Raw genomic sequence first — 25,490 nt, 5'->3', positions numbered from 1 at the left:
CCGCCTAGCATACACTAATTTGAAAGAATGCCATTGACTGAAAGTTTAGACTGGTGAGTAAAATTTGCTAATCCACAGGGGACATTTCGGCAGCGAGGGCCTGTTGTTGCTGGCTCAGCAAACTTAAAATGGGACGGGTGAGCAAGTCATAGCGCCAGCCCAACAAGAAGGGCGGTAATTTGCTTTCATCTTCTTTAAGCGCGACAAGATTAATCATGGCACTCAGCCATTTTTTACGCAGCAACACTTCTGTCGGCACCTGAATACTCTGGCTAACCGATTCTACGTAATGACTAACATGATCCAGCAATTCATTGTTTTTAAAGCGTAAAGGTCGTGGTAAACGCATTGGCCACTGCGAATGCTCTGGCAAATAATGCATGAGATCCAGAATGGTTTTACCATGTTCACGCTGGATATTGGGACGTAAGTCCTTAATGCGTTGCAATTGATAGGCATTCATGGGCTGCTTATCCAGCAAATCAACCATCGTACTATTTTTTAAGATAAAGCTTTTGGGCTGGTCGGTAGCACGGGCAATTTGTTCACGCCAGATGCAAAGCTGCTGAAGCTGGGCCAGCTGTTTGCGGTTATAGCGAAAATTGGCAACTTCAAGATAAAGCTCAGTCAGTGGGGTTTCACTGGCAATTTCATGCGCGCAGGTCTGGCAGTCTTCCAGTACATATTCCCACAGCTGCTTGTGCTGAAGCTGCTGCTGAATGGTTTGGGCCAGTGCGGGCAAGTGAATGACATCATTGGCTGCATATTGCAATTGTTCAGGACGTAGCGGACGTGCCAGCCAATCAGAACGGGTTTCACCCTTGTCAATCTGGATATCCAGCTCCTGGCTTAGTGCCTGCTGGTAACTCAGCTGCAAGCCATGACCCAGAAATGCTAATCCAACCTGCGTATCAAATACATTTGATAGCGGCTTCTGGTTGGCATAATAATGAATCAGATCAAGGTCTTCGCCACAGGCATGCAGAATATTCAGGCGTGCATTAAAAATAAGCAGCCATAAATCAGTAAGGTCAAGCGTTTTACCATCCAGCAAAAACACTTGTCCATCAACGTTAATTTGCAGCAGGCCCAGGCAAGGTCTTAACGTATTGACTTTAATAAATTCGGTATCCAGAGCATACGTATCTGTACTGGCCATAGCAGCGTACAAATCATACAGCTGATCCTGCTGAGTGATGTACTGGAACATCCATTTTCTACCGTAACAATCTAGGAAACCATTAAGCCACGTTGCCTAATGGCTGACAAGCTAAAAGCAATAATTTAAGCAATAAGCCAACCATTTAGACAATTTTTAGCCAGCTTTTTTGGACAAATTGCTTTACTGTTAGCTCATTAATTAGCCAGGCTTAAGATGCTTTAACGTACGGATAAACGATACTGCAAAGCCTGACTTAAGGTATGGCTATCCACATACTCCAGTTCGCCGCCTTGTGGTACGCCCTGCGCAATGCGGGTGACCTTAATAGGCAGGTTTTTGCTGGCTTCGATAATATAGTGCGCAGTCGCCTGCCCTTCTACAGTGGCATTGGTTGCCAGAATAACCTCACTAATTTCTTCGTGGTTAATCCGTGACAGCAATAACGGAATGCCTATTTCCTCCGGGCCAATGCCATCCAACGGTGACAAGTGCCCACCCAATACAAAATAGCGTCCTTTAAAGCTACCACTTTGTTCAATGGCAATCACATCGGCAGGTGATTCCACCACGCAAAGCAAATGCTGGTCACGGTCATTGGAAGCACAAATATTGCAGACTTCTTTCTCAGACAAAGAGCGGCACATGGCACAACTTTGGATAGAATGCATGGCATGGTTCAAGGCATGCGCCAAATCCAGCGCCCCATGCCGATTACGCGACAGCAAATGTAATGCCATGCGCTGCGCAGATTTTGGGCCAATACCCGGCAGCACCCGCAGGCGCTGCACCAGATCATCAAACGCTGGACTAAACATGAGCGAAGACCAGTCCTTGCGAAGCGATGCTTCTCATGCTCGACCTGAGCGCAAAGCCGCTAACCTCACCCTTGGAAAAAAGTATTCCAGACATATTTATCCTGCGCTGTATATCTTAGATTAAAACAGACCTGCCATTCCCGGTGGAAGTCCCATGCCACTATTGGCTTTTTGCATGGTTTCTTCAGAAACGGTTTCAGCCTGACGTACTGCATCATTAATGGCGGCTGCAATTAAATCTTCAATGATATCGGCATCATCTTTTAGTAACTCAGGATCAATCTGAATCCGTTTGACCACAAAACGGCCGGTCATGGTGACTTTAACCAGACCACCACCGGCTTCAGCATTCACTTCAGTTTGTGCCAGTTGTTCCTTGGCCTTTTTGATATTGGCTTCAACATCTTTTTGCATGCGCTGCGCTTGCTGCATCAGCATATTAATGTTCATGTCACGTCTCCTGATGAAAATAAAATGAATGAGTCGAGTTAAGCCAACTGATCAAGGCCACGTGCCAAATCAGCCTGAATATCGTCAATATCTTCCAGACCCACTGATACACGCAGCAAGCCTTCGACAATCCCCGCAGCTGCCTTTGCTTCATTAGACAACTTGCCATGCGTGGTTGTGGCTGGATGGGTAATTGTGGTTTTGGCATCACCCAGATTACCGGTAATGGAAATAAATTGAGTCTGGTCAATCACCGACCATGCACCTGCACGCTTACCTTTGACAATAAACGAAACAATACCGCCAAAGGCACGTTGTTGCTGTTTGGCCAGCGCATGACCGGGGTGACTTTCCAGACCACTATAAAAGACTTTTTCAACGGCTGGATGGGTTTGTAGCCAATTGGCCAGTTGTAATGCGCTCTTGGAATGTGCTTCCATACGCAAGCGCAGGGTTTCTAAACCTTTAAGAAATATCCATGCATTAAACGGGCTCATGCTGGGGCCACAAGTGCGAATTACGGCAAACACTTCTTCCAGCAGTTTGGCATTACCTACCACCGCACCACCCAGCGCACGACCTTGTCCATCCAGATATTTGGTGGCCGAATGAATTACCAGATCAGCGCCAAGTTTTAGTGGCTGTTGCAAGGCGGGTGTACAAAAGCAGTTGTCTACAGCCAGCAAAATATCATACTGATGAGCCAGACTGGACAATGCCTTAAGGTCAGCGACTTCCGACAATGGATTGCTGGGAGATTCACAAAAGAACAGCCGGGTTTTGCTAGGCTGAATTGCAGTTTGCCACTGGCTTAAATCGGTAAGATCAACAAACGTAACATCCACACCAAACTTGCGCATGTATTTGTCAAACATAGCAGTAGTCGTGCCAAACACGGCACGTGAGCACACCACATGGTCCCCTGCTTTTAAGAATGCAAGTGCAGTGGCCAGAATAGCCCCCATACCCGAAGAGGTTGCCACACAACGCTCGCCACCTTCCAGTGCGGCAAGACGCTCTTCAAACATACGCACCGTGGGATTGGTAAAACGGGAGTAGATATTGCCCTGCTTTTCATTGGAAAAATAGGCAGCCGCATCAGCAGCACTCTGATAAACAAATGATGAGGTTAAAAAAATGGGTTCACCATGTTCGCCTTCATGGGTACGGCGGTGTCCGGTTCGCAAGGCCAGCGTGTCAAAATGCTGGTTTTGCGATTCCTGATCCTGTTTAGCAGTACTGAATGAATTAGGCTCAAAATCAGGTGTTTGACTCATTTTTTTCTCTCAAGGTGCTTAAAAACACAGATTATCAAATAAGGGTTAATTGTGAGAGCGGCAAACCAGCCCGTCAAGGTTAAATTATTAGAAAATTGCGATGTAAGCCCGGCAAGCAATTTAGAAATTGGCTCATCCTGTATTCAAGGGTTATTGATAATTTTGAAAATACAAATTGTCAGTAATGCCAAATCATCAGTTGTTGTATTGGATTAAAATAAGTGACCTTGTCGATTACAGTTTCTTGCATTCATTCTTGCAGACTCCTGTAGTTTACCTGTTGTATCCCGTTGTACTACATTGCCAGAGTCCTGCCATGTCCAATTTGTTTAAACCCAAGGCATTTACTTCAAAGGCGCTTGAGCCCAAGCCGTTTACATCAGTGAATCAGCTTCGTAAGAATCCACGCCTGATCAATGCCTATGACCGGCTGTTTAATAAGGCCCCATTAGTACAATCCGGCAGGACAGCCTATCAGGAAATTTATCACGACGGTCTGGCAACCTTGCGCTACTATCCAGCGGCTGCCACAGCTCCCATCAAGTATCGGATTCCACTGGTATTTGTTGCACCGTTGGCCATTAACATGGATATTTATGACCTGTTTCATGACCGCTCACTGGTCAGCTATTTTACAGCACAGGGGTTTGAGGTCTACCTGATGGACTGGGGCAATCCATCGCGCAAACATGCAAACCTGAATTTTGAACACTACGTGCTGGAACTTATGCCAAACATGCTGGCTCAGGTGCGCCAGCATAGTGGACAACAGCAGGTAACACTGCACGGTTGGAGCATGGCTGGTGTATTTACACTGCTGTATGCAGCAGCAACCAAAGACCCGGACATTAAGAACATTATTATTCTGGGAACGCCTATTGATGCGTATGCCTCTGGTGGTATTGGCCGCTTGTACCGCCATGCGGGCAATAGCTTCCGCTGGTTACAGCACAAAACCGGCCTGCATCCGCGTCAGCTTCCCGCAACTCTATTACACTCGCCCGGCTGGTCAAATGCGCTGGGTTTCAAACTGCTTGATCCTGTAGGCACACTCAAAGGCCATATTAACCTGATCCGGCAACTTGATGACCGCAAGGCTGTGGAAGCCCATGCCACGCTGGGTTCATTTTTAAACAATATGGTGGATTATCCCGGTGGCATTAATCGGGATATGCTGCTAAAAGTATGGATGGAAAACAGCCTGAGCCGTGGCGAATTTCCTATTGGTGGCAAGACCGCCTACCTCAAGGATATTCATGCTTCCCTGCTGGCAGGTGGCGGATGCAATGACGGCATGGTGACTGTCGATTCAGTACGGCCGCTTACACGGTTGGTCGGTACCGAAGATGTTACCTTTACCACAATTCCCGGTGGTCATGTTGGTCTGATGAGTAGCCAGCAGGCCGCCACAGAGTTCTGGCCATTGATGGCAAACTGGCTGGCCACACGCTCAAGTTAAGCTTGCCAAGACTGCTTTTTCTTGATTAGTCTTGGCAGCACTTCAACCAGATTTTTAGGAAAAAGCGGGTAATGACAATTAATTCTGTTGCATTTATTGGACTGGGTGCCATGGGATGGCGCATGGCTGCCCATTTGCCCAAGGCATTTGCTGATGTAAGGGTATGGAACCGGACGTTTAGCAAAGCACAGCAGCATGCAGCAGAATTTGGCACCCGCGCAGTCGATATTGAAAAAGCAGTACAGGCAGATATCATTTTTTCCTGCCTGCCTACCAGTAGCGAAGTTGAAACCCTGATTGCTGAACATTTACCCAGGGCTGGCAGTATCTGGGTGGATTGCACCAGTGGCGAACCCACTTCAGCACAGTACCTGAATGCCCATTTGCAGGCGCGTGACGTGGCTTTTCTGGATGCCCCGGTTTCAGGCCAGACTATTGGTGCAGAAAAAGGTACTTTAACAGTTATGGTGGGCGGTGATGCCGAAGCACTACGACGTGCACGTCCAGCGATTGAACCATTTTCTGGTTTAATCCAGCATGTCGGCGACAGTGGTTCAGGCTTTGCAGTCAAAGCAGTGAACAACATGCTACTGGCAGTTAATCTATGGGCAGCAGCAGAAGGTTTTAGTGCCTTAAAAGCACATGGCGTTGATTTACAAGGTGCACTTGCCTGTATTAATGCCTCTAGCGGCAAAAGCAATGCCACTGAAACCGTTTTGCCACAGCGGGTTTTTAACCGCAGCTTTCCCAATACATTTGCCTTAAATTTGCTGGCCAAGGATGCCGGAATTGCGCTTGATCTGGTGCAGCGAGCCAAACTACCTGCTCCGGTTTTAGCGCTCACCCAAAGCCTGATTCGCGCGGCCAGCGACACCTCAGCCAGTGACAGCGACTTTTCAGCAGCAGTCAAAATGCTGGAACGCTGGACCAATATTGAACTAAGTTAAGCAGATTATTTTTAAATTTTTTAACCGCATTATTGTTTTCACCGCAGAATACAGGAGCCTTACCATGGCCTATGATGACCAGAATATTTTTGCCAAAATTTTACGGAGTGAAATACCTTGCACCAAGGTTTATGAAGATGACAAGACCCTGGCCTTTATGGATATTATGCCACAGGCTGATGGTCATACACTGGTGATTCCCAAGGAACCTGCCGAAACACTGATGGATTTATCACCTGAAAGCGCTGCTTACACCATTAACATTGTGCAAAAAGTCGGCAATGCGATTAAAAAGGCATTGGGAAGCGAGGGAATTGTGCTAATGCAGCTCAACGGCAGCAAAGCTGGGCAAACTGTGCCGCATATTCACTTTCACCTGATACCAAGTTCCATTCATGAACTGGGACGGCATGCAAGCCAGATGGGCGATCAGGAAAAAATCAGGCAGTTGGCTGAGAAAATCCGCGCTGAGCTAGACCAAGTATAAGAAACTAAAAGGGCTAACTGAACTGGTCAGCCCTTTTAGGATGATTAAATTATTTTAGTTCCCTGTAGCATTGGCAATCTTTTGCATTTTTAATAATGACGGTAAGCGAAACAAAAGCTGCAAACCTAGTGCACTAAAAATCGCGATTAAAACTGGCCACCAAAAACCATAACGCTGCCAGGCAAAAGTAAGAATCAAAAAAAACAGACTGAGCCAACATAAGCCCTTTACCATGCCACGGTATAGCTGTGTGACAGCTGCCGCTCCCTGGTTACGATGGGTAAATATCGCTAACACTGAACCAATCACTGGAAACACGGCCAGAATGCCACTCCAGCTTCCACCCAGTAGCTGTGCTGACTGTGTTACTGCAAGCGTTAAAATAGCGCCTGATATTAACCGTAGGGGTAAATCTTTTAAACTGCTTGCACCACTGGCTTTAAATGGCACTTTAGGCAACAAGGCAGGTGTCAGCACAATTGCCATTAATACCAAAACCGATGCGAAAAAAGGAGTAAGCGTCAGCTGTGCCAATAAAGCAGCCGTTGTCAGCCAAACCAATAGCGACAATACGTAAGTTACTGGCCAAGAATTTGATAAACTGAGCCAGCTATAAGCTAAACCAAACGCTAGCAATGCAACCACTGAAGCAATAGCAGAAGTCGATGCAACAACGCCAAAAGCCTGCCCCTGCTCCATGGCAAGAAAAACAACAATCGGCCCAGCAACCACTGGCAAACCACCCAGCAGGCCTGCCAGTTGTGCACCCCATTTTTTTCCAGCAAGGGTCACCAGTGCAATAAATAACGGAACAATGGTGAGTTTTAAAAGCAGCATAATTTTCCTTATGGTTTTTAATACGATTTAAAAAAATAGTTTATTAAAATAATGTTTTAGCAAAGATATGGATGACTACTGTTTCTTTATTTCTTGTCGCGCCGATCACCGATTTTTTTGGCAGGACTTCCGGCCATAATGGCATAAGCTTCTACATGGCGCGTGACAGTGCTGTCCATGCCGATCACTGCAAAGTCATCAATTTTGACACCATCAACCACCCCTACATTGGCCCCTAGCCAGACATCCTCACCAATGTAAATCCCACTTGAAGTCACAGCCTGCTCATGAATGGTACTGTCGATTTTCATGCCATGATTAAACGCATAGAGATGACAATAAGCTGCCAGCCTCGCATTATTGCTGATATGAATTCCTTTGCGCCCACCGTCCAGCGTACAATGATGATTTAAGGCCACTTGTTTGCCCAGTGTAATGGGGCCATGTAGCACACAATCGGCTGCAATAAAGCTGCCATCACCAATAATAATGTCGCGATTGGGTTCGGCAAATAACTGCGCATCCGGTGAAATAAAACAGTCCTTGCCAATCTGCACGCTTTCCATGCTTTGCAGATAGTCCTGATACTCCTGCTGCCATGCTTGCGCCCATTCCCTGTGTTTGGGTTTTAAACGCCAGTATAGCCAAGGCATATAACTCAGGCGTTTTTTATGCTGTTCACGGTATTTCAGTAATGGATCCAAATTTAAATTCCTTAAAAGATAGCGGGTCTACTGCTATCTTTAAATAATAGAATTTCTTCTTTAACTAATGGAATTTCTAACCATTTCTCTAAAAATTTATAACTATTATAGATTTTATCAAATGCTTGATAAGCATCCTGTGTTGATGTATAAGGCACGGAAGCTACTCTTAAAAAATGTTCACTTTTAATTTCACCGAGGCGCACTATATCATTTGTACTCTGACCGACTATTTCTACAACAATTCTAATAATTTTTCCTGCTTTAGGAATTGGATAATATCTATATATCACTCTAATTTTTATAGGATAATTTAAAATAATAGATTTATTATTGATTGTTTCAATGTATTCTAATTGACTTCTATCCTTTGATTGTAGCAAGCAAATATATACAGTTTTTTCTAAATCAGAATAATACAAATATAAAAGAGTTAACCCAATCATAAATGAGATATTCAAAGCAAAATTATCAATTAAAAATGCAATAACCAACTGCACAGTAAATAATATTATTAAAATTGTAAGAGCAAGAATTTTCCCTACATTATAACTCCTAGGATTATAAAGATTTGGATTTCTAATAATAAAAGTTAACTTACTATTAGAATGCTCTTGAATATCTCTAACAAATTTATATCTATCATCATTTTTCATTATAATTACCAAAAATAGTGCCTTATAATTTCACTAATTAAAAGGCACTAACTTATCAAGCTGGCTTATAACTATCTCTTAAATCCAGAATCCGGTTAAACACGGGTTTATCCGTAGTGAAGTCTTTTTCATCTGCCACAAAATAGCCTTCACGCTCAAACTGGAAACGGTCACCCGCTTTGGCTTGTGCAAGAGACGGCTCAATCACTGCCTGTAGCACTTTGACCGATTCAGGATTGAGGTTTTGCATAAAATCATCGCCAGCTTCCGGATTAGGATTGCTAAACAGGCGCTCATAAATACGCACTTCGGCAGGCACACCTTGCGCACTGTCTACCCAGTGAATCACACCTTTGACCTTGCGGCCTTCTGGGTTCTTGCCTAGTGTATCCGGGTCAATGCTGCACTTTAGCTCAACCACTTCGCCGTTTGCATCCTTGATCACTTCATTGCATTTAATCACATAGGCATGGCGCAAGCGCACTTCACCATCAGGGATTAAACGTTTAAAGCCTTTCGGTGGTACTTCGGCAAAGTCATTTTTATCAATATAAATCACAGAGGATAAAGGAATATCACGTTCGCCCATATCCACATTGGGATGACGTGAATGCTGCAATGTCATGCTTTGTGGCAGGTTGGTGAGTGTGACCTTAAGCGGGTTTAACACGGCCATGGCACGCGGTGCAGTATTTTCCAGTGACTGGCGAATACAGAATTCCAGCAGTCCAATATCTACTACGCCATCCGCCTTGGATACGCCGGTACGCTGGCAAAAATCCCTTAAGCCTTCAGCAGTAAAGCCCCGACGGCGCATCCCGGCAATGGTTGGCATACGCGGATCATCCCAGCCTTGTACCACGCCATCATCTACCAGTTTTTTCAGCTTGCGTTTACTGGTTAAGGTGTAATCCACATTCAGGCGTGAAAACTCAATCTGGCGCGGTTTGGCCTGAGTGTCTACCTTAGAAATAATCCAGTCATAAAAGGGACGATGGTCTTCAAATTCCAGCGTACACAGCGAATGGGTAATACCTTCAATTGCATCAGACAACGGATGCGCATAATCATACATGGGATAAATGCACCATTTGTCGCCAGTTTGGTGATGGTGTGCCTTCAGCACGCGATATAGTACCGGGTCACGCAGGTGGACATTGGGGCTGGCCATATCAATTTTGGCACGCAATACAGCAGCACCTTCGTTAAATTCACCCGCACGCATTTGTTCAAATAGCTTGAGGTTTTCCTCAACGGTTTGATCACGATTGGGCGAATTGGTGCCTGCTTCAGTAAAACTGCCACGGTTCAGCTTGATTTGCTCCGGAGTTTGCAGGTCAACATAGGCATCACCCTGCTGGATTAGTTGCAGTGCCCATTGATACAGCTGGTCAAAATAACTGGAGGCATAGCGTATGTCACCATTCCAGTTAAAACCCAGCCAGTGAATGTCATTTTTAATATTGTCGACATATTCCTGTTTTTCAGCAGAAGGGTTGGTGTCATCAAGACGCAGGTTACATAGGCCATTGTTTTCAATCGCCACGCCAAAATTCAGGCAAATGGACTTCACATGACCCAGGTGCAGGTAGCCATTGGGTTCTGGTGGAAAACGTGACACAATCTGGCTGTGTTTGCCACTGGCCAGGTCATCTGCAATAATCTGGCGAATGAAATCCAGACCGGCCTGTGCTTGCTGCTGTTGTGGTGCGTTGGAAGAGGTTGGGGTCAAGTCAGGCATCGCAGTGGCAGCATCATTTGGCTTCATATGGATCACACGCAGGAAAAGGTTTAGGTACGAAAATTGAAAAATATACTCGCAAAACTCGAAAATTTCGTCAAAACTATGTCACTCAATTTAGGAACGCTTTCGTTTAGACCGCAATTTCTTGCTTTACTGATCTTGCAGTTTACCGTTTGCGTCTCTATCACTCAACCAATTCAAACGGCTTTTGCCGCACAACCTGGAGATACAGCAATGAGTCACCCTCAAGTTGAGTTAAATACCAACAAAGGTCGCATTGTATTGGAATTAAATCCTGAAAAAGCCCCAAAAACTGTGGCGAATTTTCTGTCTTATGTGAAAAGTGGTCATTATGATGGCGTTATTTTCCACCGTGTCATTGACAATTTCATGATTCAGGGCGGCGGCTTTGATGCCAATTTCAAGGAAAAACCAACCCGTGATTCCATTGAAAATGAAGCAGACAATGGCCTGACCAACGAAGAAGGCACTGTGGCAATGGCACGTACCAATGCCCCGCACTCTGCCAGCGCTCAGTTTTTTATTAACGTAAAAAACAACACGTTCCTGAACCATACTGGCAAAACACCACAAGGCTGGGGTTATGCCGTATTTGGTAAAGTGGTTGAAGGCATGGATGTGGTGAATACCATTAAAAAGGTAAAAACAGGCAACCGTGGCTATCATTCCGATGTACCGGTTGAAGACATCGTGATCGAATCTGCCAAAGTGATCAGCGAATAATCTATTTTTATCCCCCTTAATAAGGGGGAGCAAGGGGGTTATAAGTCCCGTGCAACAACTGTTTATTGCTGATTTACATTTGTCACCTAATCACCCTCGCCTTGTGCGGGGGTTTTTAGATTTACTGGCTCACTATCAAGTTAGCATTGATCAGCTTTATATTCTGGGCGACTGGTTTGAAGCCTGGCTGGGCGATGATGATCATTCGCAGTGGCTGGATGACATTGTTCATGCTTTGCAGGTATTTACAGCGCATGGTAACCGGATTTTTTTTATGCATGGCAACCGTGATTTTACTCTGGGCCAGCAATTCATGAGCCGCTTTGGTGGCCAGTTAATCAATAAAGAACGTATTACTATTGAGAATGCAGGCCAGCGTATCATACTTGAACATGGTGATGCCCTGTGTACCGATGATCGCTCCTATCAGCGTTATAAAAAAATAATCCGCCATCCAATAATTGTGAATACACTTCTTAGACTACCCCTAACCACACGACGCAAGGTTGCAAAAAAAACACGGCAAAGAAGCAAAAGTAGCCATCAGCGCAAGTCTGCTTATGTGATGGATGTCAATGAACAGACAGTAAAAGCTGTTCTCAGCAATCATGATATTTTACTGCATGGACATACACATCGTTCTGCTGTCCATGAATACAGCAATGGCAAAAAACGTGTGGTGCTGGGTGACTGGCGTGAATCAGAAACTACAGATTCGACAACAGATTCAACCAATGGTAGCGCCATGATTGCCCTGCTTAATGAACAAGGCTTACAACTAATTGAATGGAAGTTTTAGACCAGTTTCTAACTAACAATTAATTAACAAACCGCATTCACAAAAAACCAGCCTAAATTAGACTGGTTTTTTTGCCACACTCAATAAATCAGGCTGGAACCATTTTAGCCAGTGGCTCACGCGCCCAAACACGATGTTTTAACAGACCCTGTTTTAGCTGATCCTGCACATCAGCAAAACTGTTTCCGCTGAGTGTGCCTTCATCTGGCGTCAGACGTAGCTGCTCCAGCAATTGAGCATTGTCACCCAGCAGTACCAGTGGCTTTAAGTGCTTATAGGTTTCCAGCAAATAATGCAGGCCTTCACCATTTTGCTGCATGGCTGCAATATCATCGCCATCTACCACCACAACAGCATCAAACATAATGGATGGCATACTATCCATTGCCGCATCAACTTTAAGCATTTCACCCTTACTGGTTTTAACCGGAGCCGGACTTGGGCCAACCAGCTTCACTACAGCCATTTCCTTTAATGCCCAGTTCAGAATATCCTCAACCGTATCGGCATTGACGCCATTAGTCACCAGTACCGAGATTTTTCGTGCCTTAATATCTTTTGGCAAAAAGCTCATCTGGCTTAACGATGGCGCAGGTTGCAGATTTACTTCTGGCACCTCAACCGTGCCTTTGGTAGGTGGTTCAACACCCAGATTCATTGCAACTTTTTTGGCCAGTTCCAGATCGATATTGGCTAGAATTTCATTTACGGTACGCTCGCGAATCCATACACGTTCCACCTTACCCAACTCAAAACTGTAGGCATCAATCACATGTTGCTGTTCAGGCGCGCTCAGGCTCTTAAAGAACATGCGGGCCTGCGAGAAATGATCCCCAAATGATGGACTGCGCTGACGGATTTTATGACCATCTACCCGCTCCTGATACGTTTCAAAACCACCCTGTGCCGCGGCTGGTGGAGTTTCACGTGGCCAGTTATTATCAATAGAATTCGGATTATAGGATGCACGACCCTTGTTAATGGTTTGACGATGGAAACCATCACGCTGATGATTATGGAATGGACAAACCGGACGGTTGATTGGAATTTCGTGGAAGTTTGGTCCGCCTAATCGTAGCAACTGGGTATCGGTATAGGAAAACAGGCGACCTTGCAATAACGGGTCATTGGTGAAATCAATACCCGGCACAATATGCGCTGGACAAAACGCCACTTGCTCGGTTTCAGCAAAAAAGTTTTCCGGATTACGGTTAAGCACCATTTTACCCAAAGGAATAACTGGCACCAGTTCTTCGGGAATAAGTTTGGTGGCATCCAGCAGGTCAAAATCAAACTTGTGCTCATCTTCTTCTTCAATGACCTGAACGCCAAGTTCCCACTCTGGATAAAGTCCGGCTTCAATGCATTCCCACAAATCGCGGCGATGATAGTCCGGATCTTTACCAGCCAATTTTTGTGCTTCATCCCACAATAAAGACAGTACACCCTGCAAAGGCTTAAAGTGGAATTTGACAAAACGTGCCTTGCCTTCTGCATTAATGAACCGGAAGGTATGAATCCCAAAGCCCTGACGGGTACGGTAATTTAAGGCAATTGCACGGTCAGACATTTGCCAGGTGACATGATGCGCAGTTTCAGGTGTTAAAGAAATAAAATCCCAGAACGTATCATGTGCGGATTGACCTGTCGGAATTTCATTATGCGGTTCAGGTTTTACTGCATGGACCAGATCTGGAAATTTGATGGCATCCTGAATAAAAAATACTGGAATATCATTACCTACCAGATCATAGTTACCTTCTTCGGTATAAAATTTTACGGCAAAACCACGGGTATCGCGTACAGTATCGGATGTTCCGCGCGGCCCCTGAACAGGTGAAAAACGCACAAATACGGGGGTTTGCTTGCTAGGATCTTGCAGAAAAGCTGCTTTGGTCAATTCAGCATGGCTCTTATATGGCTGGAAATAACCATGCGCTGCGGCACCACGTGCATGCACAACACGCTCTGGAATACGCTCATGGTCAAAATGCGTCATCTTTTCACGGAACAAAAAATCTTCCAGCAAGGAAGGCCCACGTACACCCGCTTTTAAAGTATTTTGGTCATCTGAAACCTTAATTCCTTGATTGCTGCGCAAGGCTTCATTGGTAGCATCTGCCTTATATTGTTCCAGTTGCTCGTTCTTTTCAGAGCTATTCTGGCGGTCAGTAGTATCTGTGCCTGCAAGTTCACTTTTAAACGCATCATTATCTGTTTGTGGATTCTTAATCATCATTGGCTCCAGTGCGATGGGTTTTTATGCCTAATAGCCGCTAGCTTTATTTAGGCGTGTTATGACCTGTCTGTATTGTCAGCGCTATGAATAAGGTAAATTGAAAGGTCAATCAATATGCAGGTACAGCTTCATAACACATGACAACAGGAAGCACGGCTATAACTACAATGCTGATATATAAGATACGTATGGCTACATTGTTAAGTGTTAAGCTTAAAAAGATTCTTTAGTTATTTTAATAAGTAAAAACTATAAATTTAATGACTAGAAGCTATAAAAAAACCCGTAGACCAGAAAGCTACGGGTTTTTAATGCATACTTTATAAATGCTTATTTGCTGTAGCGACTAACCATTTTTTCCAGAGAAATCGGGTTAATCTTGCTGGCATTTCCAGCCGTGCCAAATGCTTCGTAGCGGGCTACACAGATTTCCTGCATGGCGGTAATGGTTTTGGCAAAGTACTTGCGTGGGTCAAACTCGGCAGGATTTGTCGCCAGTTCACGACGAATAGCGCCCGTAGATGCCAGACGCAGGTCGGTATCAATATTGATTTTGCGTACACCATGTTTAATGGCTTCAACCAGTTGCTCAACAGGAACACCATAGGTTTCCTTGATGTCGCCGCCATACTGGTTAATCACAGCTAGCCAATCCTGTGGTACAGAGCTGGAGCCATGCATTACCAGATGGGTATTGGGAATGCGGGCATGAATTTCCTTAATACGCTCAATCGCCAGAATGTCATCAGTTGGTGGACGGGTAAACTTATAAGCCCCGTGACTGGTTCCCACGGCAATTGCCAGCGCATCTACGCCGGTATCTGCTACGAACTGGGCTGCTTCTTCCGGATCGGTCAATAACTGCGAATGATCCAGCACACCTTCGGCACCTACACCATCCTCTTCACCAGCCATGCCAGTTTCCAGACTGCCCAGACAGCCAATTTCCCCTTCCACAGAAACACCACAGGCATGCGCCATGTCAACCACACGGCGGGTTACACTCACGTTGTAATCATAATCAGTTGGTGTTTTACCATCTTCACCCAGTGAACCATCCATCATGACCGAGCTAAAGCCCAACTGAATGGAACGCTGGCAAATCGCAGGACTGGTGCCATGATCCTGATGCATTACCACCGGAATATGTGGCCACTCTTCGATAGCAGCCAGAATCAAATGACGTAAGAAGGGTGCACCGGCATACTTGCGAGCACCGGCGCTGGCCTGCACAATCACCGGAGAGTTAGTCTGGTCTGCTGCCATCATGATGGCACGCATCTGTTCCAGGTTATTTACATTAAAAGCAGGAACCCCATAATTATATTCAGCTGCATGGTCAAGCAACTGGCGCAAGGAAATCAGTGCCATATTATCCTCCAGAAAATTAGGCCAATTCTAACGTGTGTCAAGCAATATGTCAGTGATATTAGGAATTTTTATTCTTGTGGCCGATGGACTTTAAATAAATAAAAGGTGCTAAAACAACAAATCCCGTAGCATGTACGGGATTTGCGTTTACCAGTGCTTAGCGTGCACTGTTGTCCGTAGCAGTGCCATTGGTGGCAGCAGCAGCGGCTTCGTTAGCAGCTTTTGCAGCAGAGTTGGCAGCATCAGCAGCAGACTGTGCAGCGTTGGCAGCTGAGTTGCTGCCAGTACCCGCAGTTGCAGTGGTGCCAGTAGCAGTACCAGTCGTTGTATCGGTGGTATCGGTCGCTGTAGTGCCTGTAGTACCAGTTGCAGTAGTGTCACCCATACCAGTGGCGGTGGTATCTGTGGTACCAGTACCGGTAGTATCAGTTGCAGACATGTCTGTCATGGTACCATCGGTTGAAGTAGCAGCAGTGCTGGTATCTGTAGTGGCAGTCGCAGCGGTGGTATCAGTGCCTGTGGTATCGGCATTGTCATGCTTGCTACAAGCACTTAAGGCCAATGGAATAGTTAGCGCAGCAATTAATAAAGCCTGTTTCATAAATCACCTCATAAAAATTTAAATTATTTATCGGTATAACCCTGGCTTGACTCAACAGGCTCTTTTGAATAGATAACCTATTGAACTTTCACCAGCTTGATTGCAACTTCATATTTATCAATCGCAGACAGGTTAGCATTGGTGTAATTGATGGGAAACCCTGCACTGTCTATAATTTCTTATGCAAATGTTGAAGTTCGGTTAATCACTTTGCAGCTAAAAAATGAAAGGCAGATGACAGCATTTTGTTGATTTATGGTTATATCTGTTGGTTTACATGATTTTGTAGCTTTTTATAAAAGATTTTCATATATCAACAATGCTTTTAACTTGTGAACTCGCTTAATAATTCTATGACCGATATTTACAAACCGATAACGATTAGTAGAAGTGATAATCAACATTTACTCATCAGGGAATCAACACTAGAAAATGTGTAGTAAGTGATAGCCCAACTGGTTTTTCTTAATAGTAAAAACAAAATCTAGGGGGTAAACGGGATTTTTATAAAAGTTAAACCCTGCACCACTGACAGGGTTTAACTCAAAAGCTATCAACTAATCTTTTTTAGCGTCAGCAGTTTCTTCGGCTGCATTGGCTTCTGCTTTGGCAGCAGTTTTATTGGCTGCTTCAGCAGTTGCATTGGCCGCATCAGCAGCAGAGCGCGCAGCCGCAGCTTGCGCATCGTCGGCAGCATCCCCTACTGCATCAGCTGCATTAATGGCAGTACCAGCAACGACTGCACCAGCAGTTTTGGCAGCTTCAGCAGTTTTGGCAGCAGCTTCACGGCTTTCCTGTTCAGCACGGTCAGCAGCAACACTGGCATCCTGAGCAGCAGAGTCAGCAGTAGCTTCTGCATGTTCTTGAGTGCGCTCGCTACATGCAACCAGGGAAAAAGGAATTGCCAAAGCAGCAATCAGTAAAATATGTTTCATAAGTCACCTCACAAACCAAGTGGAATTAGTTATTGGAATAACGCTCGGTTAATACAGCAACCGCTGGTAGAACCTTGCCTTCGACAAATTCCAGAAAAGCGCCACCACCTGTTGAGATATAACCAATCTGATTAGATACTTCATATTTATCAATCGCTGACAGCGTATCACCCCCGCCAGCAATGGAAAAGCCTTCACTGTCGGCAATTGCCTGTGCAAGTGTTTGAGTTCCGTTACCAAAGGCATCCACTTCAAATACACCCACTGGGCCATTCCATAAAATGGTCTTGGCATTTTTTAGTAATGCTGCAAATTGCTGAGCAGTTTGTGGGCCAATGTCCAGAATCATGTCATGGTCACCGATATCACTTACATTTTTAGTAACTGGCTGGCTATTGGCTACAAAATCCATGAAATCGCCACTAAGCTGGCTGGCATCGGCAACCACCACATCAACTGGCAAAGGCACATTCACCTTGGCAGCAATGGCCTTGGCTGTATCAACCAGATCTGCTTCATACAGAGACTTGCCCACGTTGTAGCCAGCAGCTGCAAGGAAGGTATTGGCAATACCACCCCCCACAATGAGCTGATCGCAAATACCGGACAGCGAGTTTAAAACATCCAGCTTGGTAGATACCTTGGAACCCGCCACAATGGCCACCATTGGTTTTTCTGGCGCCTGCATGGCACGGCCCAGTGCATCCAGCTCGGCTGCCAGTAATGGGCCTGCTGCGGCAACCTTGGCCAGTCGTGCTACGCCTTCGGTAGAGGCCTCAGCACGGTGCGCAGTGCCAAAAGCATCCATCACAAACACATCGCACAAATTGGCATAGGCCTGGGCCAGTTCACTGCTATTCTTCTTTTCGCCCTTGTTAAAACGCACGTTTTCCAGCAAAACCACCTGACCGGGATTTACCTCAACACCATTTAAATAATCATCTTTTAAGGCAACCAACTGACCTAGCGCGTTCGACAAATACTGTGCAACAGGTGCCAGCGATTGCTCTGCCTTTGGCTCCCCTTCAACTGGACGACCCAAGTGCGAGCACACAATGACTGCTGCACCCTGCTTTAGCGCTTGCTGGATGGTGGGCAACGCCGCACGCAGGCGGGCATCGCTGGTAATTTGTCCATTTTTAACAGGAACATTTAAATCTTCGCGGATTAAAACGCGCTTGCCATTTAAATCAAGATCGGTCATACGTTGAAAATTCATTTTAATCTCCACCCTTTATCAAGAAATCAGTGCCAAAATAATTGGCGCAAATGTTAAAGCAAATCATTACGGGAATCTATGTTTCAATTTACGAAGAAATAATGAAATTTAGCGAAACGAATTGGACAAATACCGTATAAAATCCTATTGTCTAGACAGAGAAGTCTACCCATTCAGGTTTTGGATCTATTTTAACCATGTCAATAAACCCTGTTCCCTCACAGAATATTCGAAACGTTTTGGGTGAACGTTTGGCAAGCTGCTGCTTTGACCCGATAACTGGTTTTTTTCGTGATGGCTTTTGCCATACCGGTCCTTATGATCTTGGCCAGCACACGGTATGTGCGCAGATGACCTCAGAATTTTTAAGCTTTTCACAGCAGGTTGGTAACGACCTGAGTACACCATTGCCCGAAATTGGTTTTGACGGCTTGCAGCCGGGTGATTTCTGGTGCATTTGTGTGACACGCTGGAAAGAAGCGTATGATGCCGGGGTCGCTCCCCCGATCAAATTACAAGCATGCCATGAACGGGCGTTGGATTTTATATCACTGGAGGTGCTGCGTAATTATGCGATCTGATCAATTTCGGCCACCGATTATTCTGGCCTCGACCTCAAGCATTCGGCGTCAGCTTTTATCACGCCTCAATGTCCCCTTCGATGTGATTTCCCCAGAAATTGATGAATCGCCTTTTGAGCGAGAAAATGCCCAGACCCTCTCCTGTCGTCTGGCAGAACAAAAAGCAGCAACCATATCAGCACAGTTTCCTCATGCACTGGTCATTGGTTCTGATCAGGTGGTGTGGATTGAAAGTGAACCGCATGTGTTTATTGGCAAACCTTTAACCGCAGCTCGGGCTTATGAGCAATTACGCAATCTTTCCGGCAAGCTGGTACATTTTGAAACTGCCGTGAATGTGCAGTGCCAGCAATTAAATATTAACCGTACCGAGCTGATCCGTTTTTTGGTGCACTTCCGCAATTTAAGTGCAGTGGAAATTCAGCGCTATGTGGCGTATGACCAGCCTTTTAATTCAGCAGGCAGTATCAAGGCTGAAAGTCTGGGCATTAGCCTGTTTGAAGCCATGCATGGTGAGGACTTTACGGCACTGATGGGTTTACCATTAATTAAACTCAGCCAGATGCTGCGCGAAGTGGGCTGGCAAGTGCCTTAACTGTTTTAGCCTATAGATTACATAAAAAAAGCCCTTTGAATTTAAAAGGGCTTTTTCATAGATAATTCTAAAACATTGCTTTTTAAAACACGCCGATTAACTAGCCCGCTTTAAACCCTGTTTTTTCAGCGTCACCATCAGCAAATGTACTGCTGCTGGCGTGACCCCAGGAATACGGCCTGCCTGTGCCAAACTAGATGGACGCACATCTTTAAGTTTTTGGGTGATTTCACGGGATAAACCGGATACCGCATCGTAGTCAAAATCAATCGGCAACAAACTTTCTTCCAGTTTTTTCAGTTGCGCAACATCGTCCTGCTGGCGATCAATATAACCCGCGTATTTAACACTGATTTCAATTTGTTCGCCCACCAACTGGGAAACGTCTGAACCTGTGAGTTCAGCGATTTGGTTAAACGTTACGTTTGGGCGCTTGAGCAAATCAATGGCATTGCATTCCTTGCTCAGCACTTCGCTAGTTTGCTCCACAAAGCGCTGGCCCAGCTTATTGTTAGGTGCTGCCCATAGTGCCCTTAAACGTGCAGTTTCCTGTTCAACGCTTTCCATTTTTTCGCAGAAATGTGCCCAGCGAACATCATCCACCAGTCCCATTTCCCGGCCAATGGCAGTCAGACGCTGGTCAGCATTATCTTCACGCAGCATCAGGCGGTATTCGGCACGGCTGGTAAACATGCGGTACGGTTCTTTGGTGCCCAAGGTAATCAGGTCATCGACCAGTACACCCATATAAGCCTGATCACGGCTTGGTGTCCAGCCGTCCTGATCCCACGCACGGCGCGCCGCATTTAAACCGGCCAGCAAGCCTTGTGCACCTGCTTCTTCGTAACCGGTTGTGCCGTTAATTTGTCCGGCAAAAAACAGGTTATTAATCGACTTGGTTTCTAGCGTTGGCTTAAGCGCTTGCGGATTAAAATAATCATATTCAATCGCATAGCCCGGACGCAGGATATGTGCGTTTTCCATGCCCTTGATGGAACGTACTAGCTTAAATTGGATATCAAAAGGCAAACTGGTTGAAATCCCGTTTGGATACAGCTCGTGGGTGGTTAAGCCTTCTGGCTCCAGAAAAATCTGGTGGCTGTCCTTGTCACTAAAGCGGTGGATTTTGTCTTCAATGGATGGACAATAACGCGGCCCTACGCCTTCAATCACGCCAGTATACATGGGTGAGCGATCCAGACCACTACGGATAATATCGTGGGTTTGTTCGTTGGTATGCGTGATATAGCAATTGATTTGCTGCGGGTGCATGGACACATCACCCATAAAAGACATGACTGGCGTTGGCGTGTCGCCCGGTTGCGGGGTCATCACTGAAAAATCTACCGAACGCGCATCAATCCGTGGTGGTGTTCCAGTTTTTAAGCGGCCAACCGGCAAATTCAATTCACGTAAACGATCTGCCAGTGCAATAGAAGGTGGATCACCCGCGCGTCCACCACGGGACTGCTGCAAGCCAACGTGAATGACGCCCCCTAAAAATGTGCCTGTTGTCAAAACGACAGATTTGGCATCAAAGCGGATGCCCATTTGCGTGATTACACCTTTAACCGTATCGCCTTCAACCACCAGATCATCAGCAGCCTGCTGAAAAATATCTAAGTTAGGCTGGTTCTCCAGTACATCCCGAATGGCAGCCTTATACAAAATACGGTCAGCCTGCGCACGGGTTGCACGTACTGCTGCGCCTTTACGGCCATTGAGTACACGAAACTGAATGCCGCCCTTGTCCGCAGCCAGCGCCATGGCACCACCCAGCGCATCAATTTCACGTACCAGATGTGATTTGCCAATACCGCCAATGGCCGGATTGCAGCTCATCTGTCCTAAAGTTTCAATATTATGCGTGAGCAGCAGGGTTTGTCGTCCCATACGGGCAGCAGCAAGCGCGGCTTCAGTACCGGCATGACCACCACCAATCACAATCACGTCATACGCTTTAGGATAATGCATCTTGATGTCTACAGGCTAAAAAACAGGCGGCAATTATAGTCTACTTTTGTCATTCGCCATAGTGATAGTTAAAGATCTATTTTCAGCTAATTGCTTGCAACAACCATGCTTGACCGCTTAAAAATATTCCAGTTACCGGAATTTATTTTGGACTATGCTGGACTTCAGTGATCAGTAGTATTGCATTACTGTCTATAAGCTTATTGAATGCTCTGCTTGCTTTATTAATTTCTTTTAATCTGTAGCATCTACTGCCATTTATTAAAATAAAAAGCCTGCTGAACTTAAGCAGGCTTGATTTAATTACTCTTTAATATGATTTACCCATCAGGATTTATGCATTGAAGTGGTTGGCACAGGAACTGTTTTGTTAAATTTGCCCTTGCTAATAATCAAGCCAAATATTGCCGCATAAATAAACATAAACATGGAATAGACCGCAGCAGGAATAGCGACAGTCATGTTATTCATCAAGCTAAGCGCAATCGTTAATGCAAGCGTGCCATTATGGATACCGATTTCAAAGGCGCTGGCACGCGCCTGAGCTTCGGTAATTCCCAGCAGACGTGGAACCACATAGCCCACACACAGGCTAAGAATGCAAAACAATGAGGTTGCTGTACCCACCTGCACCAGATACTCAACCACATGGTCTTTTTCCTGAAACAATGCACCCAGTATGAGTAGTGCCAGCAAAACCACGGAGAAAACCCTTACTGGCTTATCCATGCGCCTAGCAAAATTAGGCGCATAATGGCGCACCACCATGCCAATGGCAACCGGCACAATGACAATGGCAAACACCTGCAAAACCTTGGAAAACTGCAAGCTAAGCTGCTCATCGCTATTAAGGAAATAACGGCTGGCCCAGTTAACAATCAACGGCAGGGTAAAGGCTGCCAATATGGAGTTAATGGCTGTCAGGGTGATATTTAGGGCCACATCGCCACGGAACAGAAAACTATACAGGTTGGCGGTAACACCACCCGGGGATGCAGCCAGCAACATCATGCCAACAGCCAGCAAGGGTGGCAAATCCAGCAATTGGGTTAGTACAAAGGCAAGCCCAGTCAGGATAAATAGCTGGCAGACCAAGGCAGTGATAACAGCTTTTGGATGCTGTGCGACCCGGGTAAAGTCACTGATGCGCAGTTCCAATCCCAGACCCATCATGACGATGGCCAGTGCAGCTGGCAGCAACTGCACAATGATATTTGATTCCATTATTTTACTCCGTTGAAATTACTTGTTTTCGTTGTTTTCAACAGTGACCTTAACAAAAATCAGGCTATAAAAAAACCCGTCAATTGACGGGTCGCAGGTTACAGCTACAGCAACAACAACTTTTGCACAAGCGGTTTAATCAGTTTCGGCCAGCTTACTGACTTTATTCAAAAGCTGATCCACCACGCCATATTTGGCAAACAGGCGGGCACGGGCTTTGGGATGCACATTGGCCTTGTTCAAGTCACCTTTATAGTGATCCACCACGCGCTGATCCATTAATTTAAACCACCACTGTGGAATGATGGCTGGCAGCAATAATGAAGAATAGCCTGCTGGCAATTGTGGCACATCTTCAAAATGACGCAAGGCCTGGAAAGCACGGGTTGGATAGGCATGATGGTCAGAATGACGCTGCAACTGGTACAAGAACAGGTTGGTCACCATGCTGTTGCTGTTCCAGCTGTGTTCCGGCATGGTGCGCACGTACTTGCCATCAGCTAATTGCTCGCGCTTTAAACCATAATGTTCAAGATAGTTAATCACCTCAAACAGGGTAAACCCATAGACGGCCTGAGTTAGCATATATGGAATTACCCGACGGCCAAACACCGCAATCATCGTGGCATGAAATGCCGCAGACATGGCCCAGCCTTGAATCAGTTCATTGTCCAGACACCAGAATTGCTTGCCTTTACGCTCTAAACGTCGGGTTTCGATTTCGATGGCAGACTTGAAGCTTCCAACGACGGTGCGTGGCCAGAATTGCCAAAAGCTTTCACCCATTTGTGACGATGCCGGATCTTCAGGAGTTGCCACACGGCGATGATGGCCATACGGATGTTCTACCCGAAAATGGATATAACCCGTAGGTAGCAGCGCCAGATGTGATAAATAATGATAGAATTTTTCAGACTTATGGCTCAGCTCATGCGCTGTGTTTAGGGCAATGCCATTGACGGCACCCACTGACATCCCAAGAATAATCTGGTCAATTAATGGTGTTCCCTTGCGGCTGGCTGCATAGGCACCCACCACTGTAGCCAGATACTGGGCTGGAATATAAGCTTTAACGATACGCATATAATACGGATCGTTTTCCAGCTCCTTGATGGCTTCTTCCGGATGGTTTTCAGCATCAGCACCCACCAGTTTGTCAATCAGCGGAATAACCCCATGCAGCATGATTGGCCCGAGTGCGGACAAGGCACGCAGCTTTTTGGGAGCAATGGCATAACCTGTTGCAGCGCCCAGACCAATCATGGGCAAGGCAGGGCTTAACAGCCACAAATAGCGCTTGGGATCTTTATGTTTGGCTTTTTCAGTGGCTCGTTGTTTAAGCAAGGCCATCGGGGTGTTGGCGTTCATGAAACTTCACTCCGGCAATCATAGACTCTATGACCTTATCATTGACCAATGGTAGAATAACTACCAGTGGTGATCGTCCAAAAAATCTATTGCAGACGCTTTTGACATCATTTGTGTTAAAAACCAAAACATTGCATAGCAGAGCCAGTCATGGATGCCTTAAGTAAGATTCTGGATGATATACACATGCGCGGTGCCGAATATCTGTATATTTCGGGACGCAACGACTGGCATTTTTGTCTGGACACACAAGGCGAATTTGTTTTTCATATCATGCTGTTTGGCCATGCCATGCTACATATTGATCCACAGACCTCTTCAACAGCACCCGCAGCGCAGGCCATTCAGGGCGGCGATATTGTCATTATTCCCACCGGCAAGAAACATCATGTTTATGGCTGTAGTGTCAATGCTGCGCACATTAAGCCGCATGACCTGTATCCAGAGTTTAATGGCCACCGCAATGATCCTGTCCATCTGGGTGATAGTGGCCGCGGACAAACCCTCATGCTCAGTATTCGCTGTCTGCTGGATGTGGAAATGGCGCGTCCATTGCTTAGCTCCCTGCCCGTTGTAATGACGATTACGAATGCCATGGGCACAGGCGCGCCACCATGGTTACAAATTGGCCTACAATTTTTGGCACTGGAAGCCGAACGCAGCCGTCCCGGACGCGATACCCTGCTCAACCGGCTGGTGGGTATGCTGCTGATTGAATGTGTGCGTGACCATATTGAACAGTTACCGGAAGGATCAGAAAACTGGCTAACCGCTTTACGTGACCCGCAACTGGCACCAGTACTGAGTGCCATTCACGCAGAACCCGAAAAGCCGTGGACTGTTGCTGATCTGGCCAGCCTTGCCTGCATGTCACGCTCTGCTTTTGCCGAACGCTTTAGCAGTACAATGGGTGATACCCCACTGGCCTATCTCGCTGCTCACCGCTTGCGTCTGGCAGCATGGCATTTGCGTGAAAGCCAGATTTATAACAACCAGCAGAGTATTGCCCGCATTGCTGAAAAAGTAGGTTACGCCTCAGAAACCTCGTTTAGTCAGGCCTTTAAGCGGTTTCATGGTTACTCACCCAGTCAGTATCGCAAGCAAAATCCTGAGGCTCAGTAAAATGTGTGATACATCACATTCCAGGATGACATTTTTGTTAAGGCTTCCAGCTTTTTTAAGCCATTATTAAATAAAAACTAATTAGTCAAACGTCGCTATAAAGCTGTTCAAACTCGCTCAAAACCCGTCGGGCGCGTAACAATGGCTACAAATTGTTCGTGTTTCCACACAAAACGTAAA

Annotated in this window: 24 protein-coding genes; 8 read left to right on the top strand and 16 right to left on the bottom strand. The window is 45.9% G+C overall.

All coding sequences use genetic code 11. The features are described 5' to 3' along the window. Positions 1-67: 67 nt before the first annotated feature. From Q337_RS0102905 to Q337_RS0102890, 4 genes are all read right to left on the bottom strand, one after another. Complete coding sequence (locus Q337_RS0102905; protein ID WP_026470315.1) at positions 68-1,210, bottom strand: ribonuclease D; 1,143 nt, start codon at positions 1,208-1,210, stop codon at positions 68-70. 170 nt (positions 1,211-1,380) lie between these two features. Continuing rightward, positions 1,381-1,977, bottom strand: a complete 597-nt coding sequence (gene recR, locus Q337_RS0102900; protein ID WP_026470314.1) for a recombination mediator RecR — start codon at positions 1,975-1,977, stop codon at positions 1,381-1,383. Positions 1,978-2,097: 120 nt separating this feature from the next. Beyond that, positions 2,098-2,427: a YbaB/EbfC family nucleoid-associated protein gene (locus Q337_RS0102895; protein ID WP_026470313.1), complete on the bottom strand. Its 330-nt coding sequence runs from the start codon at positions 2,425-2,427 to the stop codon at positions 2,098-2,100. A 38-nt stretch (positions 2,428-2,465) separates the two neighbouring features. Next, a complete protein-coding gene (locus tag Q337_RS0102890; RefSeq protein ID WP_084494690.1) occupies positions 2,466-3,704 on the bottom strand; it encodes an O-succinylhomoserine sulfhydrylase in 1,239 nt (412 codons plus the stop codon). Between the two features lie 316 nt (positions 3,705-4,020). Here Q337_RS0102890 and Q337_RS0102885 point away from each other — a divergent pair, with 316 nt between their 5' ends. The 3 genes from Q337_RS0102885 (at position 4,021) to Q337_RS0102875 (ending at position 6,597) form a co-directional block, all read left to right on the top strand. Continuing rightward, positions 4,021-5,163, top strand: coding sequence for an alpha/beta fold hydrolase (locus Q337_RS0102885; protein WP_084494689.1), 1,143 nt, complete (start codon positions 4,021-4,023; stop codon positions 5,161-5,163). A 71-nt stretch (positions 5,164-5,234) separates the two neighbouring features. Then, positions 5,235-6,110, top strand: coding sequence for an NAD(P)-dependent oxidoreductase (locus Q337_RS0102880; RefSeq protein ID WP_026470310.1), 876 nt, complete (start codon positions 5,235-5,237; stop codon positions 6,108-6,110). Positions 6,111-6,174: 64 nt separating this feature from the next. Next, the gene (locus Q337_RS0102875; protein ID WP_026470309.1) at positions 6,175-6,597 is read left to right on the top strand and encodes an HIT family protein; all 423 of its coding nucleotides are present in this window, start codon (positions 6,175-6,177) and stop codon (positions 6,595-6,597) included. A 54-nt stretch (positions 6,598-6,651) separates the two neighbouring features. Here the strand turns inward: Q337_RS0102875 and Q337_RS0102870 are convergent, their stop codons facing one another. From Q337_RS0102870 to Q337_RS0102855, 4 genes are all read right to left on the bottom strand, one after another. Further along, a complete protein-coding gene (locus Q337_RS0102870; RefSeq protein WP_026470308.1) occupies positions 6,652-7,434 on the bottom strand; it encodes a hypothetical protein in 783 nt (260 codons plus the stop codon). 86 nt (positions 7,435-7,520) lie between these two features. Next, positions 7,521-8,087: an acyltransferase gene (locus Q337_RS0102865; RefSeq protein WP_051526709.1), complete on the bottom strand. Its 567-nt coding sequence runs from the start codon at positions 8,085-8,087 to the stop codon at positions 7,521-7,523. Positions 8,088-8,149: 62 nt separating this feature from the next. Continuing rightward, on the bottom strand, positions 8,150-8,794 hold the full coding sequence (locus tag Q337_RS0102860) for a hypothetical protein (protein ID WP_026470306.1): 645 nt from the start codon (positions 8,792-8,794) through the stop codon (positions 8,150-8,152). A gap of 55 nt (positions 8,795-8,849) precedes the next feature. Next, positions 8,850-10,562, bottom strand: a complete 1,713-nt coding sequence (locus Q337_RS0102855; protein ID WP_026470305.1) for a glutamine--tRNA ligase/YqeY domain fusion protein — start codon at positions 10,560-10,562, stop codon at positions 8,850-8,852. A gap of 210 nt (positions 10,563-10,772) precedes the next feature. Between Q337_RS0102855 and Q337_RS0102850 the strand changes: the two genes are divergently transcribed. Both Q337_RS0102850 and Q337_RS0102845 read left to right on the top strand, forming a co-directional pair. Continuing rightward, on the top strand, positions 10,773-11,282 hold the full coding sequence (locus Q337_RS0102850; RefSeq protein ID WP_026470304.1) for a peptidylprolyl isomerase: 510 nt from the start codon (positions 10,773-10,775) through the stop codon (positions 11,280-11,282). A gap of 49 nt (positions 11,283-11,331) precedes the next feature. Then, positions 11,332-12,081 (top strand): UDP-2,3-diacylglucosamine diphosphatase, encoded by a 750-nt coding sequence (locus Q337_RS0102845; RefSeq protein WP_034279166.1) that lies wholly within the window; start codon positions 11,332-11,334, stop codon positions 12,079-12,081. Between the two features lie 88 nt (positions 12,082-12,169). On the opposite strand, the gene katE is transcribed toward Q337_RS0102845, so the two are convergent. The 5 genes from katE to Q337_RS0102820 all read right to left on the bottom strand — a co-directional run bounded on the left by katE (position 12,170) and on the right by Q337_RS0102820 (position 18,446). Next, positions 12,170-14,317 carry a catalase HPII gene (gene katE, locus Q337_RS0102840; protein ID WP_156935685.1) on the bottom strand — a complete coding sequence of 716 codons (2,148 nt, stop codon included), beginning with the start codon at positions 14,315-14,317 and terminating at the stop codon, positions 12,170-12,172. A gap of 333 nt (positions 14,318-14,650) precedes the next feature. Beyond that, entirely contained in the window at positions 14,651-15,691 is a 1,041-nt protein-coding gene (fba, locus tag Q337_RS0102835) for a class II fructose-bisphosphate aldolase (RefSeq protein ID WP_026470301.1), read from the bottom strand. A 157-nt stretch (positions 15,692-15,848) separates the two neighbouring features. Then, positions 15,849-16,292 (bottom strand): hypothetical protein, encoded by a 444-nt coding sequence (locus Q337_RS18750; RefSeq protein ID WP_026470300.1) that lies wholly within the window; start codon positions 16,290-16,292, stop codon positions 15,849-15,851. A gap of 557 nt (positions 16,293-16,849) precedes the next feature. Further along, positions 16,850-17,227, bottom strand: a complete 378-nt coding sequence (locus tag Q337_RS0102825) for a hypothetical protein (RefSeq protein ID WP_026470299.1) — start codon at positions 17,225-17,227, stop codon at positions 16,850-16,852. A gap of 25 nt (positions 17,228-17,252) precedes the next feature. After that, positions 17,253-18,446, bottom strand: a complete 1,194-nt coding sequence (locus Q337_RS0102820; protein ID WP_026470298.1) for a phosphoglycerate kinase — start codon at positions 18,444-18,446, stop codon at positions 17,253-17,255. Positions 18,447-18,643: 197 nt separating this feature from the next. Between Q337_RS0102820 and Q337_RS0102815 the strand changes: the two genes are divergently transcribed. Then, positions 18,644-19,027, top strand: a complete 384-nt coding sequence (locus tag Q337_RS0102815) for a DUF2237 family protein (RefSeq protein ID WP_026470297.1) — start codon at positions 18,644-18,646, stop codon at positions 19,025-19,027. Next, the gene (locus Q337_RS0102810) at positions 19,017-19,622 is read left to right on the top strand and encodes a Maf family protein (RefSeq protein WP_026470296.1); all 606 of its coding nucleotides are present in this window, start codon (positions 19,017-19,019) and stop codon (positions 19,620-19,622) included. The genes Q337_RS0102815 and Q337_RS0102810 overlap by 11 nt, the downstream gene beginning before the upstream one ends. Before the next feature lie 96 nt (positions 19,623-19,718). On the opposite strand, the gene mnmG is transcribed toward Q337_RS0102810, so the two are convergent. The 3 genes from mnmG to Q337_RS0102795 form a co-directional block, all read right to left on the bottom strand. Next, positions 19,719-21,596 (bottom strand): tRNA uridine-5-carboxymethylaminomethyl(34) synthesis enzyme MnmG, encoded by a 1,878-nt coding sequence (gene mnmG / locus Q337_RS0102805; protein WP_026470295.1) that lies wholly within the window; start codon positions 21,594-21,596, stop codon positions 19,719-19,721. Between the two features lie 327 nt (positions 21,597-21,923). Continuing rightward, positions 21,924-22,820, bottom strand: coding sequence for a bile acid:sodium symporter family protein (locus tag Q337_RS0102800; RefSeq protein WP_026470294.1), 897 nt, complete (start codon positions 22,818-22,820; stop codon positions 21,924-21,926). Positions 22,821-22,955: 135 nt separating this feature from the next. Further along, on the bottom strand, positions 22,956-24,188 hold the full coding sequence (locus Q337_RS0102795) for an alkane 1-monooxygenase (RefSeq protein ID WP_026470293.1): 1,233 nt from the start codon (positions 24,186-24,188) through the stop codon (positions 22,956-22,958). Between the two features lie 150 nt (positions 24,189-24,338). Here Q337_RS0102795 and Q337_RS0102790 point away from each other — a divergent pair, with 150 nt between their 5' ends. Continuing rightward, positions 24,339-25,310 carry an AraC family transcriptional regulator gene (locus Q337_RS0102790; protein ID WP_026470292.1) on the top strand — a complete coding sequence of 324 codons (972 nt, stop codon included), beginning with the start codon at positions 24,339-24,341 and terminating at the stop codon, positions 25,308-25,310. Positions 25,311-25,490 lie beyond the last annotated feature (180 nt).

This window comes from Alkanindiges illinoisensis DSM 15370 (genome assembly GCF_000619845.1).
GTDB lineage: Bacteria > Pseudomonadota > Gammaproteobacteria > Pseudomonadales > Moraxellaceae > Alkanindiges > Alkanindiges illinoisensis.
Note: the sequence above shows the minus strand (reverse complement) of the source record. Positions and strands in the feature narration are given on the sequence as shown.